General features: G+C 35.1%; 15 protein-coding genes. 4 read left to right on the top strand and 11 right to left on the bottom strand.

Going from position 1 to position 13714, the window contains the following annotated elements; all coding sequences use genetic code 11:
• Positions 1–28: 28 nt before the first annotated feature.
• Entirely contained in the window at positions 29–2092 is a 2064-nt protein-coding gene (gene ptsG / locus M1D73_RS20865) for a PTS glucose transporter subunit IIABC (RefSeq protein ID WP_000473178.1), read from the bottom strand.
• A 339-nt stretch (positions 2093–2431) separates the two neighbouring features.
• Positions 2432–3280 (bottom strand): glucose PTS transporter transcription antiterminator GlcT, encoded by an 849-nt coding sequence (gene glcT, locus M1D73_RS20870; RefSeq protein WP_000073860.1) that lies wholly within the window; start codon positions 3278–3280, stop codon positions 2432–2434.
• 165 nt (positions 3281–3445) lie between these two features.
• On the opposite strand from glcT, the gene M1D73_RS20875 reads away from it, so the two are divergent.
• A complete protein-coding gene (locus tag M1D73_RS20875; protein WP_000594243.1) occupies positions 3446–4252 on the top strand; it encodes a Cof-type HAD-IIB family hydrolase in 807 nt (268 codons plus the stop codon).
• A gap of 73 nt (positions 4253–4325) precedes the next feature.
• Here the strand turns inward: M1D73_RS20875 and M1D73_RS20880 are convergent, their stop codons facing one another.
• The 6 genes from M1D73_RS20880 to scpA form a co-directional block, all read right to left on the bottom strand.
• Complete coding sequence (locus tag M1D73_RS20880) at positions 4326–5057, bottom strand: GntR family transcriptional regulator (RefSeq protein WP_014894892.1); 732 nt, start codon at positions 5055–5057, stop codon at positions 4326–4328.
• Positions 4987–5775: a glucosamine-6-phosphate deaminase gene (nagB, locus tag M1D73_RS20885; protein WP_001024210.1), complete on the bottom strand. Its 789-nt coding sequence runs from the start codon at positions 5773–5775 to the stop codon at positions 4987–4989. The genes M1D73_RS20880 and nagB overlap by 71 nt, the downstream gene beginning before the upstream one ends.
• A 4-nt stretch (positions 5776–5779) precedes the next feature.
• Complete coding sequence (gene nagA / locus M1D73_RS20890; protein ID WP_002179749.1) at positions 5780–6922, bottom strand: N-acetylglucosamine-6-phosphate deacetylase; 1143 nt, start codon at positions 6920–6922, stop codon at positions 5780–5782.
• Positions 6923–7133: 211 nt separating this feature from the next.
• Positions 7134–8036 (bottom strand): ComEC/Rec2 family competence protein, encoded by a 903-nt coding sequence (locus tag M1D73_RS20895; RefSeq protein ID WP_001214826.1) that lies wholly within the window; start codon positions 8034–8036, stop codon positions 7134–7136.
• Between the two features lie 78 nt (positions 8037–8114).
• Positions 8115–8687 (bottom strand): segregation/condensation protein ScpB, encoded by a 573-nt coding sequence (scpB, locus tag M1D73_RS20900; protein ID WP_000375168.1) that lies wholly within the window; start codon positions 8685–8687, stop codon positions 8115–8117.
• A gap of 158 nt (positions 8688–8845) precedes the next feature.
• Entirely contained in the window at positions 8846–9589 is a 744-nt protein-coding gene (scpA, locus tag M1D73_RS20905) for a segregation/condensation protein A (protein WP_001199753.1), read from the bottom strand.
• Between the two features lie 169 nt (positions 9590–9758).
• Between scpA and M1D73_RS20910 the strand changes: the two genes are divergently transcribed.
• On the top strand, positions 9759–9854 hold the full coding sequence (locus M1D73_RS20910; RefSeq protein ID WP_000510194.1) for a YjcZ family sporulation protein: 96 nt from the start codon (positions 9759–9761) through the stop codon (positions 9852–9854).
• Positions 9855–9953: 99 nt separating this feature from the next.
• Complete coding sequence (locus M1D73_RS20915) at positions 9954–10472, top strand: DUF309 domain-containing protein (RefSeq protein WP_000283597.1); 519 nt, start codon at positions 9954–9956, stop codon at positions 10470–10472.
• Between the two features lie 20 nt (positions 10473–10492).
• Here M1D73_RS20915 and ribT read toward each other — a convergent pair whose 3' ends face one another.
• Together ribT and M1D73_RS20925 are read right to left on the bottom strand one after the other, a co-directional pair.
• Positions 10493–10861, bottom strand: coding sequence for a GNAT family N-acetyltransferase RibT (ribT, locus tag M1D73_RS20920; protein ID WP_000908401.1), 369 nt, complete (start codon positions 10859–10861; stop codon positions 10493–10495).
• A 460-nt stretch (positions 10862–11321) separates the two neighbouring features.
• On the bottom strand, positions 11322–11759 hold the full coding sequence (locus M1D73_RS20925; RefSeq protein ID WP_000853782.1) for a peptidylprolyl isomerase: 438 nt from the start codon (positions 11757–11759) through the stop codon (positions 11322–11324).
• Between the two features lie 187 nt (positions 11760–11946).
• On the opposite strand from M1D73_RS20925, the gene M1D73_RS20930 reads away from it, so the two are divergent.
• Positions 11947–12813: a DUF1002 domain-containing protein gene (locus tag M1D73_RS20930; RefSeq protein ID WP_000850515.1), complete on the top strand. Its 867-nt coding sequence runs from the start codon at positions 11947–11949 to the stop codon at positions 12811–12813.
• Positions 12814–12844: 31 nt separating this feature from the next.
• Here M1D73_RS20930 and M1D73_RS20935 read toward each other — a convergent pair whose 3' ends face one another.
• Entirely contained in the window at positions 12845–13648 is an 804-nt protein-coding gene (locus M1D73_RS20935; RefSeq protein ID WP_002026273.1) for a Cof-type HAD-IIB family hydrolase, read from the bottom strand.
• Positions 13649–13714: the final 66 nt, after the last annotated feature.

The raw sequence follows: 13714 nt of genomic DNA on the forward strand, positions 1-13714 counted from the left end.
ATAATTATAAACATTTTGCGTCAAATTCCTACTGAATGTCAATAATAGCGGTTTCGCCCTTCTTAACATTTCCATCTTTTTTCAATTCGACTTGTTGCCCTTGTTGTAAGTTTGTAAAGACAATTGGTGTAATGATAGATGGTGCATTTTCTTTTACAAATGCAAGATCTACTTTTAATAATGGTTGGCCTTGTTTCACCTTGTCGCCTTGTGCTACAAGCGCTTCAAAACCTTCACCATTTAATTTTACAGTATCAATACCGAAGTGAATTAAAATTTCTTTTCCGCCTTCAGATTGAATACCAATCGCATGTTTTGTAGGGAATACATTGACAATCTCACCGTTCACTGGAGAAACTACTGTTCCTTCAGTTGGCTCAATTGCAAATCCGTCTCCCATCATTTTTCCTGAGAATACTTGGTCAGGTACTTCTGTAATTGGTAAGATTTTTCCTTCGATTGGTGATACAATTGTTTCATTTTCATCAACTTTTTGAGGAGTTTCTTCCACTTTTACAGGTTCTTCTTTTTCAACATGAGGTGTACGACCTGACATAATATCATGAATTTGTGATTTTAATGTGTCAGATTTCGGTCCGAAAATAGCTTGAATGTTATTTCCAACTTCAAGTACACCAGCTGCTCCAAGTTCTTTTAAGCGGTCTTTGTTTACATTCTTTTGTTCGTTAACTTGAACACGTAAACGAGTAATACAAGCATCTAAAGAAGCAATGTTTTCTTTACCACCAAGTGCTACTAATACTTCACGAGGGAGTTCGCCTGCTTCTGCTTTTCCTGCGCCGTCATTTGCATTTGCCACTTCACGACCAGGTGTTTTTAGATTCCATTTACGAATTGCAAAGCGGAATCCGAAGTAGTAAATAACTGCTAGTACAAGACCAACAATAATTACCCACCACCATGCTGTACGGCCTGGTAGTACACCGAATAATAGGAAGTCAATTAAACCACCAGAGAATGTCATACCAATTTTAACACCTAAAATTTGCATTGTCATAAATGATAGACCAGCAAATACAGCGTGAATTCCGAATAATACTGGCGCTACGAATAAGAATGAAAATTCAAGTGGCTCTGTAATACCTGTTAAGAAAGATGTTAATGCTGCAGAACCTAAAATACCTGCTGCTAATTTTTTATTTTCTGGACGTGCTTCATGGTACATTGCTAAAGCTGCTGCTGGAAGACCGAACATCATGAACGGATACTTACCAGTTGTAAATGTCCCTGCTGTTAATTCTACACCGTCTTTTAACTGTGCCATAAAGATTTTTTGGTCACCACGGATTAATTCGCCAGCTGCATTTGTATACTGACCGAATTCGAACCAGAACGGTGAATAGAAAATGTGATGTAATCCAAATGGAATTAATGAACGTTCAATTAAACCGAATATAAATGCTGCAATTGTTCTATTTGCATCAATCATTTGATGTGAGAACGTGTTTAAGCCACCTTGAATGTATGGCCAAACGAAGCACATGATAATACCTACTATTAAAGAGAATGTTGCAGTTGCAATCGGTACGAAACGCTTACCTGCAAAGAAACCTAAGTATGATGGTAATTCAATATTGAAGTATTTATTATAGCAATATGCCGCTACTATACCGACGATAATACCACCAAATACCCCTGTTTGTAGCGTTGGAATACCTAATACGTTTGCATACGCTGGATCTGCAAATCCAATTTTTACTGGGTCTGCTCCAGAACTTGTTACTTTCACTAGCTTATCTACTTCTAAGAACACACTCATCGTTTTGTTCATAATTAAGTAGCCGACGAATGCTGCTAAACCAGCTACTCCGTCTCCACCAGCTAAACCAATTGCTACCCCAACTGCGAATAATAATGCAAGGTTAGCGAAAATAATATCACCAGATTGTTCCATAATTTTTGCAACCATTACGAACCAATCTGCTTTTAAAGCAGGAATAACATTTGTTAACTGTGGATTTTGAAATGCATTACCAAATCCAAGTAAAATACCTGCCGCCGGTAAAATCGCTACTGGAAGCATTAACGCTTTTCCGACTTTTTGAAGAACACCAAAGATCTTCTTAAACATGGAAACCCTTCCTCTCTTATCTATATTGATACCTTCCGACAAACGCCAAAAAGACATGAGGAAAAAAAGATAGAACGATAGCTATACAAAGGGTAGTATATCCCTTTCTCTAGCTTACATTCCTTACTTTTCTCCACTCATGCCTGATCGAATCAGTAACACGTGTCAAAAATAGGTTTACGTATAAGTTCACTATAATTAAGGCAAACGTTTTCGTTACTCACCTTAATGTGTTTGTCGAAATTTGTATAACTTTGCAATAGTTATTATACATAACTATTGTAAGCGATTCAATCATTTTTTTTAACGTTTTCATTTTAGACAAAAATATATGGCTTTTTACACATGCTCTGCCTTTACTAAGCGTTGCAAGTGCATCGTTAAATAAATACTTTCAGCTTCATATACAGGTAGTTGCAACTCTTTTTGCATGACCTTAACTAGCTTCCAAGCCAAGTTATAGCAAGCTGGATACTCCGCCTTTAATAAATCAGCAAAACTTTGCGATTCCTCTACTTTTTCTCCTTTTTTCACCCTCTCAATAGCATATTGAAGATGACGAATAAGACGTAAATAATGAATGCTCTCTTGATCTAATGTAATTTGTAAGTTTGTCTCAATTAAAGATACAAGTTGTGCAATGAGACGGGAGTTTTGATTAACTGAAGATAAATCAGAATTTGTAAGCGAACTGTAAATGTGAAGTGCAATAAAACCAATTTCTCCTTCTGGCAATGTAATTTGCAAACGAGAATTTAAAAGTTCTACAACACCTTCCGCAATTTCATATTCCTTTGGATAGAGCATTTTTGTTTCAACTAAAAAAGGGTTATCAATTGTAAGTCCTTGTTTTAACCTTTTAATCGCAAATGAAATATGATCTGTTAACGCAATATGAATATGTTCATTTAGTGGCGATTTCGCTTTCCCTTGAATGTACAGCATAATATCGTTCATCAATTCAATTAATTTTTCACTAATATGCGGCACTAATAATTTGTATTGTTCACGATCACGTTCATTTTTTAAGACAAACATCTTTTCGATTTGTTCTTGCTCCAATACATCTTTCGCTTTTTTCCCAAATCCAATTCCTTTACCAATCACTACTACTTCCTCGTGTTCCGGATGGCTAGCAATGATGACATTATTATTTAAAACTTTTTTAATTTCTAGATAATTACTCATATAACACCACCCTCGTACTTAAATAGCCTACTTTTATGTTACAGAATATTCTTCTTTGTCGTCAATGTAAAACATCTGCCATTTAATAAAAATTCATTTTTTAGACATGTTTATATATGATGCGTATAATGTAAGAGCAACTGTACATAGAAAGGAGATAACAGCATGATTAAAATGTTTGTAAGTGATATCGATGGTACAATGATGCAACACGGAGGTCTTATTGACGAACAAGATGTTGCGGCACTGCGCAGCCTTGCCGAGCAAAATGTTATTCTTTGCTTCGCTTCCGGAAGACTTGATAATGAAATTGCAGACTTAATGAAAGCTGTAAATACAAATTTTCATCGCATTAGTGTAAATGGTGTTTTTGTATATACACATGAAAATAAACAACTATTATCTGCAACTTTTGATTCCAGCATACTTCCCGATTTGTTAGCTATGACGAATGAAGATCCTTATTTCCGTTATGTAAGTGATGAGCATAATTATTACATTGAAGAGAAAACACCTTTCATTCAAGAACTTGAACAACAAGTAACTATGACTTCTGTTGAAGAACCAAACTTACTACAGAAGATTGATGATACAATTTTCCCAAATAAAATTTCTGTCGGTGGAACAAAGGAGAGCTTACAACTCCTTCAGAAAAAAATTGATGAAAAATTCCACGGGAAAGTTAGTACTTTCATCTCAGCAGAACAATGTTTAGATGTAATGCCACCGAATGTTAGTAAAGGCTCTGCCATTTCTGTTTTATTAAATGAGTTTCAAATAAAACCTGAGGAAATTGCTTGTATAGGGGATTCTTATAATGACATTCCTATGTTTTCTTTAACTCCTCACAGTTTTGCTATGTCGCAAGCAGATGATGCAGTAAAAAAACACGCTCACTATGTAGTAAATCACGTCAAAGATGCTGTTAACCACGTAATTGCTCATAATAAAAATACGACTCATTCCTTATAAGGATGAGTCGTATTTTTATTTCTTTACATGTTAACCATTTTCAATTCCACTGTACTTCACAAACTGAAATATACTATTTGTTACGTGCGATATTCGTAATAAATTTATAACGATCTCCACGATAAATACATTTCACGTACTCTAGCGGTATCTCACCTTCTGAATATGACCATTGACGCATTACAAGTACAGGCGCCTTTTTAGGAATATGCAGATGTTCAGCTTCATTTTCCGTCGCAACGGAAGCTTCAATTGACTGAGTAGCGCTAACAAGTTTAAAGCCCAGTTTTTTCTCTAAATGTTCATATAAAGATTGTTGCAATATCTCTTCGTTAATATCTTTTACAAGAGCTGGCGACAAATATGTCGTCTCAAAAGCAATCGGTTCATCATCAGCTAAGCGAATACGCCTCACTTCATAAACCGATTCCCCCTCCTGTATTCTCAACCGGTCTGCTATTTTAGCAGTAGCTGGAACTAGGCGGAAACTAAGTAATTGACTACTTGGGTTCATCCCACGAGAAATCATGTCTTCTGTGAATCCCGTCATTCCTTGCAATTTTTGTTCCACTTTCGGAAGTTGGACAAATGTTCCAATTCCACGCTTCCGATATAAATAGCCTTGTTCCACTAAATTATTAATCGCCTGTCTGATTGTCATTCGACTCACTTCGAACTTATCACAAAGTTCATTCTCAGATGGGATTTTATCTCCCGGCTTCCATTCGCCGTCCTCAATTAGCTGTTTCACCCACTCTTGAATCTGATAATAGATCGGAAATGGTGAATACTTGTCGATGTTCATCAGCAATCGCCTCACTGCATAAAGATAGAGCTTCTTGATCAGCGATTACGGTTACATTCGGATGACGTTGTAAAACTGTAGCCGGACACTCTTCACTATATTCACCTTGCAATAATTCTTTAACAGCTTCTGCCTTTTTAGAACCCATAGCAACAAGTAGAACTTGTTTCGCTTTCATAATGCTTCCAATTCCCATTGTAATCGCATGAGTTGGCACATCTTCTTCTTTTTCGAAGAATCGAAGGTTTGCTTGGCGTGTAGATTCTGTTAATTCAACAATGTTTGTTGGAGAATTAAACGGTGTTCCTGGCTCATTAAATCCGATGTGACCGTTTTCACCGATTCCAAGAATCTGTAGGTCAACTGGGTTAGCAGCTAGAATGCTCTCGTAACGTTTGCACTCTTCCTCTAAATCACTTGCCATCCCGTTTGGTACATAAGTTTGTTTAAATGGAAGATGATCAAACAACTGTTCTTGCATGAAATAGTGATAGCTGTTTTTATCTTCATGTGGTAAATTTACGTACTCATCTAAGTTTACAGTGGTTACACGGCTTGTATCAAGTTTATTTTTTCGCATTTCTGCATAAATACCTAATGGAGAGCTTCCTGTAGCCATTCCTAATGTTGGATTTTCTTTTGTTTTTACAACTTCTTCAATTAATTTATAACCTGCTTCTGCTAATTCTTCTGGAGTTTTTACAACAAGAATATTCATTTAATTACTTCCCTTCCTTCATATGAATTCCTAAACGAACCGTATCATATACATGTAAATCTTCATTCATCACAACAAAGTCTGCATCTTTTCCTACCGCTAATGCACCTTTATTATTTAATCCAAACTCTTCTGCTTGGTTAACTGATGTCATAAGTACTGCATCTTCGATTGAACAACCTGTAAATTCAATTACATTTCGGAAAGCTTGATCCATTTTTAGAATACTACCAGCTAACGTTCCATCTTCTAATCGAGCACTACCATCTTTTACATGTACTGGCTGTCCGCCAAGCTCATATAATCCATCTTCAAGACCTTTTGCACGCATTGCGTCAGTAATAACACTTACTTTTTTCGGTCCTTTTAACTTATATGCTAATTTCACCATGTCAGGGTGAATATGAATACCATCTGTAATTACTTCAACCATTACATCTGGATTTAATAACACATGACCCACAACTCCTGGTTCACGGTGATGTAATCCACGCATTTGATTGTATAAATGTGTCGCATGTGTAATCTTTCTATTTTTTAGTTGCGCATCAATTGCATCTGTATGTCCCATTGTGCCAACTACACCAGTTTCAGCAAGATATTGTTCAAACTCTAATGCTCCCTCTTCTTCTGGTGCATATGTTACTAATTTAATTAAGTTCCCACTTGCTTCTTGCCATTGTTTAAATTGCTCAATATTTGCAGGAACGATATGTTCAAGTGGCTGTGCACCTGCACGTTTCTTTGAAACATAAGGTCCTTCTAAATGAATATATTCGAAATGCGCTCCTTTTTCTTTTGCTTCTTTCGCAGCAGTTAACGCTGCTTCAATTGCCTCTGGAGCTTGTGTCATTGTTGTTGGGAAGTAAGTTGTAACCCCTTCTTTTAACATTTCTTTACCTAGAGTTACTAACCCATCGCTATTTGCATCCATCGCATCAATATCGTATCCACCATGAATATGAACATCGATCATACCTGGAATTATAATCTTCCCTGTAGCATCAAAAACAGTTTCATTTTCTTGTGGTACATATTGAGCCATCAAACCAATTTCTTTAATGGTTTCTGCGTAACGAATAAATCCGTTTTCCACTATTTCTTGACCTGTGTAAATTTTGGCATTGATGACAATTTGCGTTTTCATTTTCATCGATCCTTTCCCATGAATTACCTACTTGTTATTATTACCTTATTCGCCTAGTTCCATCTTAATATACGCACGAGTAGTTGTCTATACATTCTAATGAAATTTCCTTTTTATTCAACAGAAAAGGAAATTTCTTACGTCTCTTATAATTATAATATATATTATTCATTTTTCCAAAAAGGGACAGTATCGCCCCCTAATATAGAAATCACTTCAACAATGGCATTAATCCGCTAGATTCTAACATAATATGTTCACCATCTGTTTCCATTTCTACTGTACGTTTATTCGTTCTATATACCATTATACCGTGCCTTTTTAAGCGTTTCACTACACTTTGGTGAGGATGTCCATACGGATTATTACTCCCGTACGATAGAATAGCAAACTGCGGTTCCACTTTTTTTATAAACGTTTCACTTGTTGAAGTATATGAGCCATGATGCCCCACTTTTAACACATCTGCATGGACATCAAATTGTTTTAATATTTCATGTTCTGTCCGTACATCCGCGTCACCCATTAATAAAAAATCCGCTTTTCCATATCGCACCTTTAAAACAATTGAGGATTCATTATTTTCATCTTTTGATTTCCCGTTGTTTAATACTTGTATAGAAACATGTGGATCCAGCGGTATATATTGTCCTTCCTTTACTGAAACGAAAGGTATCCCTCTTTTTTTTATATTATTCCGATACGTATGATAAGTAAGAGAACTATATGTTTTTCCGCTATCTAGTATAAGCGATACCGGCATTTGCTCTACAATTGGAATTAACCCCCCTATATGATCCATATCGGGATGCGTACTGACAATTACATCTAAATGATTAATCCCTTTCTCAATTAATTTCTGAATAATAACCTCTCCTGCTTCATAAGGTCCTCCATCAATTAACATTGTTTGTCCATTTGGCATTATAATAAGTGTTGCGTCACCTTGCCCCACTTTTAAAAAGCTCACTTTCATTTTACTAAGATGTTGCCGATGCATATGTAAAGGAGACGTAGTATGAATGGACATCATATACCTTTTAGCTGATGCGCTATTTAAAGAAAAACATAATAAAACAGAAACTAATAATAAAATAATCCGCATACCTCTCATAACTCGTCTCCTTTTTTCATTTAGTATGGCACTGTAAATAATTGATATACAAAAAAAGCTTAGCAAAATGCTAAGCTTTTATTTCGATATCTCTTGTAAGGAACCGAAGAATAAATCTGCTTCATTCATTTGTTCATTCTCTTCAGAAAGCGGTGGTAAATCATCTAATGTTTTCAATCCAAATGTGTCTAAAAATTCTTTTGTTGTTCCGTATAAAATAGGACGCCCTGGTCCTTCTGCTCTTCCCATTTCTTTTATAAGTAAATGTGAAACCAACGTTTGTAACGCCTTATCAGTTTTAACTCCTCTAATCTCTTCCATTTCAGTCCTTGTGATTGGTTGGCGATATGCAACAATCGCTAACGTTTCGAGGGCAGCTTGTGAGAGTGAAGCAGCTGTTGGTGTATCTATTAATTTTTGATAATATGAAGCATGTTCTTTCTTTGTAGCAAAACGATATACTTTTGCATACTGTACAATTTGCAAACCACGGTTTGCACCTTCACATTCTTGTTGCATTTCTTCTAAAATATTAATTGCTTCATTCATTTCAATTTCAAGAACTTTCGCTATTTGTTCTGGATAAATCCCTTCATCACCAGAAACAAATAAAAGGCCTTCAATAATTGACTTTTGTTCTTTCCTATCCATTTCACGAGCTCCTTCCTTCTATTTTCTCATAAAAATACACATCAAAAAACCGAATCACAATTAATGCGTTCGGTTCAATATTTTTTCTCTTGTTCCAAACGATACATTAAAACATAGCATGAGATAAAATGTTGCTATCCCATTTTCACATACTGGCTCTATGCAGATTTATTAGAGCTTGATACGAAAATTTCATCAAAATTATGTTCTTGCTCAATTATGATTTGTTGGTTTTTCATAAGTTCCAGAACTGCTAAAAATGTTACAACCATTATTTCACGTTCATCATCAACAAACAAATCATAAAAACTTTGGCGACCACCCTTTATTTTTAACTGTTTTAAAATATCAGTCATTCGCTGTTCAATTGGTATTTCTTGACGAGTAATACGTGTTGTTACAGGTTTTTTTGCCTTTTTACGGCGCATTAATTTTTGAAATGCTGCTAGCATATCATATAACGTAACATCAAGAGGTAAGCTTGTCTCCTCTTCTTGTTGCAACGATGTAAAGTCAATTGGTGGACGTGTATATAGCTGTGCTCTTTCTTGTTCTCTTTCTTTTAACTCAGTAGCAACTTGCTTATATTTCTTATATTCAATTAACCTCTCCATCAATTCTTGACGAGGATCATCTATAAAATCATCACCGTTATCAAGTACATCTTCTTCATGTTTCGGCAACAACATCTTACTTTTAATTTGTAATAACGTTGCAGCCATTACTAAATACTCACTTGCAACATCTAATTGAAGTTCTTTCATCGTATGCACATAAGATAAATATTGCTCTGTAATATCTGCTACAGGAATATTATATATATCAATTTCATAACGATGTATTAAATGTAACAATAGATCTAACGGCCCTTCAAAAGCCTCTACTTTAAAATTATATTGCACAAAGCATCCCACCACATTTTTTCTATAACAACATAAGTATAGAGCATACTCATGTTCTATCCAACCTTTTTAAGAAATTTAATTAAAAATAGACCGATGCCTATGTCATCATGCCCACCACTTCATATGATAACAGTGTAGTAAGAACAATGTAGGAGGTCAAAAAACTATGGGTCACGTTGATTGTGGTTTTAGCGGTGGGTTCGCATTACTTGTTGTACTGTTTATTTTACTAATTATTGTAGGAGCAGCTTGCTTCTGCTAATATGAACAATAACGGCTAGGGGGAAACCTCCTAGTCGTTTATTGTTCATATTTCTATGATACACTTATATGTATAACCGTTAGATAGGAGCGAGAAAACATGTATCCTACCGAATACATACAATTTTTAATTCATTTCCATGGAGATTATGACTATTTTGAATGCCACGAAATACTAGAAGAGTATTGGAAGACAAAACCAAGAGGTAATCGTGATCATTACTTAGTTGGTCTCATTCAAATTGCAGTTTCTTTATACCACCAAAGACGTGCTAATTGGAATGGTTCTACAAAAATGATGAAAAGCGCAATTACAATTTTAGAAAAAAGCGGTGTGCCTTTACAACGTTTAGGAATTAATCAAGTACAACTTCTTTCCTTGCTCAATGAAAGATTGCAATCTATCCATAAAAAAGAACGTTTTGTACCTTTATTTTTACCCTTATCAGATTCATCGTTAGAGAAGCAGTGCATAGAGTTATGTCAAAAACAAAACCTCTCTTGGAAAGACTTGAATGCTATCCCAGGTGAATATATTATAAACAAGCACACTTTGCGTGATCGCACAGAGGTCATTACTGAACGAAACGAACAATTACAAAAAAGAAAGCAGAGATAATAAACTACTTATCTCTGCTTTCACGAATGTATATTTTGTTCTAGCCCTTTACATTTTTCGCAAAAACTTGCTGTTTGCTCATTTCCGCAAATTGTAAACTCAAGAAATTTACTCTTTAACTCTTGAACCATCTTCGTCCCAATCCCCACATGACGATGAGACGGGTTCACACTCAAATGCTGAATTTCTAATACTTGATTCTCTTTTTTTACAATCCCCATTATTCCAACAAAATCTTCATTTTCTTTCCACAAATACAATTGCCAATCATCTTTTGCTTCATATTCTTTCATTGTCAATTGTAATGTTTTCACATCTTTTTCAGTTGGCATAAACGAAAGAAGCCCCATTGCAATTTTTTCATAACTTTTTTTAAAACGAATTAACATAACCCTTATCCCTTCTTACAAAAGTTACAAACTAGTAATCCCCTCAATCACTCTTTTCATATCACATTCATTTTACAATATTTTCAACAGAGTGAGAAGAGTCTAAAACAACTTGATAATCATACAAAGCGAAAAGAAGAAAGTCAAATCTATGTTTCAGCACTATTCCTTTAATAAATAGAGTTAAAAAAAGAAAATTTTATATGGAATGGAAAGAAACATATCATTCAACAGCACTTCATTTATAGTTACTCTAAAGCAGCACAATTCTAGCAAAATTAATATAACAAAAAATATTTATTGAAACATATAATGTAATGTATTCTATGTAATTGGTTAAAGGTTTGTTCTCACAAACAATATATTTTAGCAACAATACTACTTGTATGATGAGCTGTAGAAGTAGTACTCAATCTCATTAAAAATAAAAAAGAGAGCAAAAGCTCTCTTTTTCCTTACCTTATTCTTCCCAAACTTTAACTTCTTTCATTACATCGCCTTGACGCATTTTTAATACTGTTTCAATACCGCTTGTTGCTTTACCGAATACAGTATGAACACCATCTAAATGCGGCTGTGGCTCATGAACGATAAAGAATTGGCTACCGCCTGTGTTACGGCCAGCGTGAGCCATAGAAAGTGATCCTACAAGGTGTCTATGAGGGTTTCCATCAGTTTCACATGGAATAGAGTAACCTGGGCCACCTGCACCTGTACCTGTTGGGTCTCCACCTTGGCTTACGAAGCCAGGAATAACACGGTGGAATGTAACACCGTCATAAAATCCTTGCTCTGCTAATTTTTTAAAGTTTTCTACTGTTTTCGGTGCTTCTTCTGGGAAAAATTCCAAGTCGATTTTTTCACCGTTTTCCATTAATATGTATCCTAAAGTTTTCATACGTATATGTCTCCTTTCAACTATCTCAGCACTATATTACCACATTCATGACTAGAAACAAAAAGAATCCGACAATCTAGATACTTCTTTTTTGAAATGTGGAAAAAGCTAGGTGACAAATAAGAAATATATACTATAATAACTTTGTTGCCCGAAAATTTTAGAAAGAGAAAGGGAGCGATTTTTCGTGAAAACGAAATTATTAGCTCTGCTATTAGCTGTAACGGTATTTATGATGCCAACAGCTTCATTTGCAGACATCATTGAGGGAGAATCAATTGTTACATTAGGAGAGAACTTATCCGAACAACAAAAACAAGATCTGTTAAAAGAAATGAAAGCACCAAAAGATGCTACAATTATCACTGTATCTAATGCGGAAGAACATAAATTTCTAGAAGGCATTGTTCCAAAAGCACAAATTGGTACGAGAGCAATTTCTTCTTCTATGATTACATACACAAAACCAGGATCTGGTCTTATTGTACGATCAAAGAACATTAACTGGGTAACAGATGCAATGTACACTAACGCTTTGATTACAGCAGGTGTAAAAGATGCAGAAATTCAAATTACTGCACCTTTTAAAGTTTCAGGAACTGCAGCTTTAACTGGATTAATGAAAGCATACGAAACTGCGTCCAATAAACAAATTCCTGAAGAAGTTAAAAAAGTAGCGAATGAAGAAATGGTACAAACAGCCCAGCTTGGTGATAAAATTGGTGAAGAAAAAGCAGTTCAACTTGTTGCAAAAATTAAAGAAGAAATTGCAAAAGAACAGCCAAAAACAACAGAAGATTTACGTTCATTAATTAAAAAAATTGCTGATCAACTCGGCATTACATTGACAGATGAACAGTTAGATAACTTAGTATCGTTATTTGATAAAATGAAAAATCTTAATATCGATTGGAATCAAGTTGGTAGTCAATTAAACAAAGCAAAAGAACACGTTTCTGCCTTCTTAGGTTCTGAAGAAGGACAAAGTTTTCTAGATAAAGTGAAAGATTTCTTCTCAAGTATCATTGATTTTGTTAAATCTTTATTCAAGTAAAAAAGAAGCCCGCCAGTGACGGGCTTCTTTTTTATACAAGTAACGGTAATTTCATAACAGCCTCTTCAACCGAACGCACTATATGATTTGCTTTCTCCTTTACATATGGATGGGCATGATGAAGAGTAAATGAATGCGGGGTTACTTCAAACATAGAAATATCATTGAAAGAATCTCCAATACAAGCAACTTCATTTGCTTCAATTTGCAAATGATCCATTAGTCGCTTTAGAGCACTCCCCTTACTCACGCCTCTTGGCATAATATCAACATAGCGTTTACCTGATATAAAAACTTCCGCTTCGCCTTGAAACGTATCTCGTAGCTCTTGATCTAACGTCACAATTTTCTCTTCTTCTCCAAAAACAAACAATTTTGCAGGGTGTACAGTCTTACCAAACTCTTCTTCTAACGCTTCAATTTCAGCGATATGCACGCCCATATACGCTTCAAAATTATGGTGATGTTCATTCTTCCTTTTTGTATATCGCTGCTCGTTTGCACAAACAATATCCGCTAGTCCTTTTTTATGTATATATCGATATATTTCCTGGGCAACCACATTTTCAAAACTCGATTCATGAAATAAATTTCCATCCGGAAGCAACATTGTCGCTCCATTTAAGCCAGTTGTGTAATATGGGAATGAAAACCTTTTTACAACTTCATCAATTCTGTGTGTAAAGCGGCCAGAGGCAAAACAAATATTTGTCCCTTTCTCAGCTAACCAACACAGCGCACGTTCATCTTCTTTTTGCATATGATTCACATCGTAAACGAGCGTGTCATCTAAATCACTTACAAATAATTTAATCATGTCCTCTTCCCCTTCCATACACAATATCTACTCTAAGTGTACACAAAAAATGTTTGATTTTTGTTAAAAAATAATAAATTTTTG

This window comes from Bacillus sp. PK3-067 (assembly GCF_056738645.1).

Coding starts and splice junctions, on each gene's coding strand:
- M1D73_RS20875 (WP_000594243.1), top strand. CDS start 3,446: ATGATTAAAATGTTTGTAAGTGATATCGATGGTACAATGATGCAACAC.
- nagA (WP_002179749.1), bottom strand. CDS start 6,922: ATGAAAACGCAAATTGTCATCAATGCCAAAATTTACACAGGTCAAGAA.
- M1D73_RS20935 (WP_002026273.1), bottom strand. CDS start 13,648: ATGGAAGGGGAAGAGGACATGATTAAATTATTTGTAAGTGATTTAGAT.
- M1D73_RS20910 (WP_000510194.1), top strand. CDS start 9,759: ATGGGTCACGTTGATTGTGGTTTTAGCGGTGGGTTCGCATTACTTGTT.
- M1D73_RS20880 (WP_014894892.1), bottom strand. CDS start 5,057: ATGAACATCGACAAGTATTCACCATTTCCGATCTATTATCAGATTCAA.
- nagB (WP_001024210.1), bottom strand. CDS start 5,775: ATGAATATTCTTGTTGTAAAAACTCCAGAAGAATTAGCAGAAGCAGGT.
- scpB (WP_000375168.1), bottom strand. CDS start 8,687: ATGGATAGGAAAGAACAAAAGTCAATTATTGAAGGCCTTTTATTTGTT.
- M1D73_RS20915 (WP_000283597.1), top strand. CDS start 9,954: ATGTATCCTACCGAATACATACAATTTTTAATTCATTTCCATGGAGAT.
- M1D73_RS20925 (WP_000853782.1), bottom strand. CDS start 11,759: ATGAAAACTTTAGGATACATATTAATGGAAAACGGTGAAAAAATCGAC.
- ribT (WP_000908401.1), bottom strand. CDS start 10,861: ATGTTAATTCGTTTTAAAAAAAGTTATGAAAAAATTGCAATGGGGCTT.
- M1D73_RS20895 (WP_001214826.1), bottom strand. CDS start 8,036: ATGAGAGGTATGCGGATTATTTTATTATTAGTTTCTGTTTTATTATGT.
- glcT (WP_000073860.1), bottom strand. CDS start 3,280: ATGAGTAATTATCTAGAAATTAAAAAAGTTTTAAATAATAATGTCATC.
- ptsG (WP_000473178.1), bottom strand. CDS start 2,092: ATGTTTAAGAAGATCTTTGGTGTTCTTCAAAAAGTCGGAAAAGCGTTA.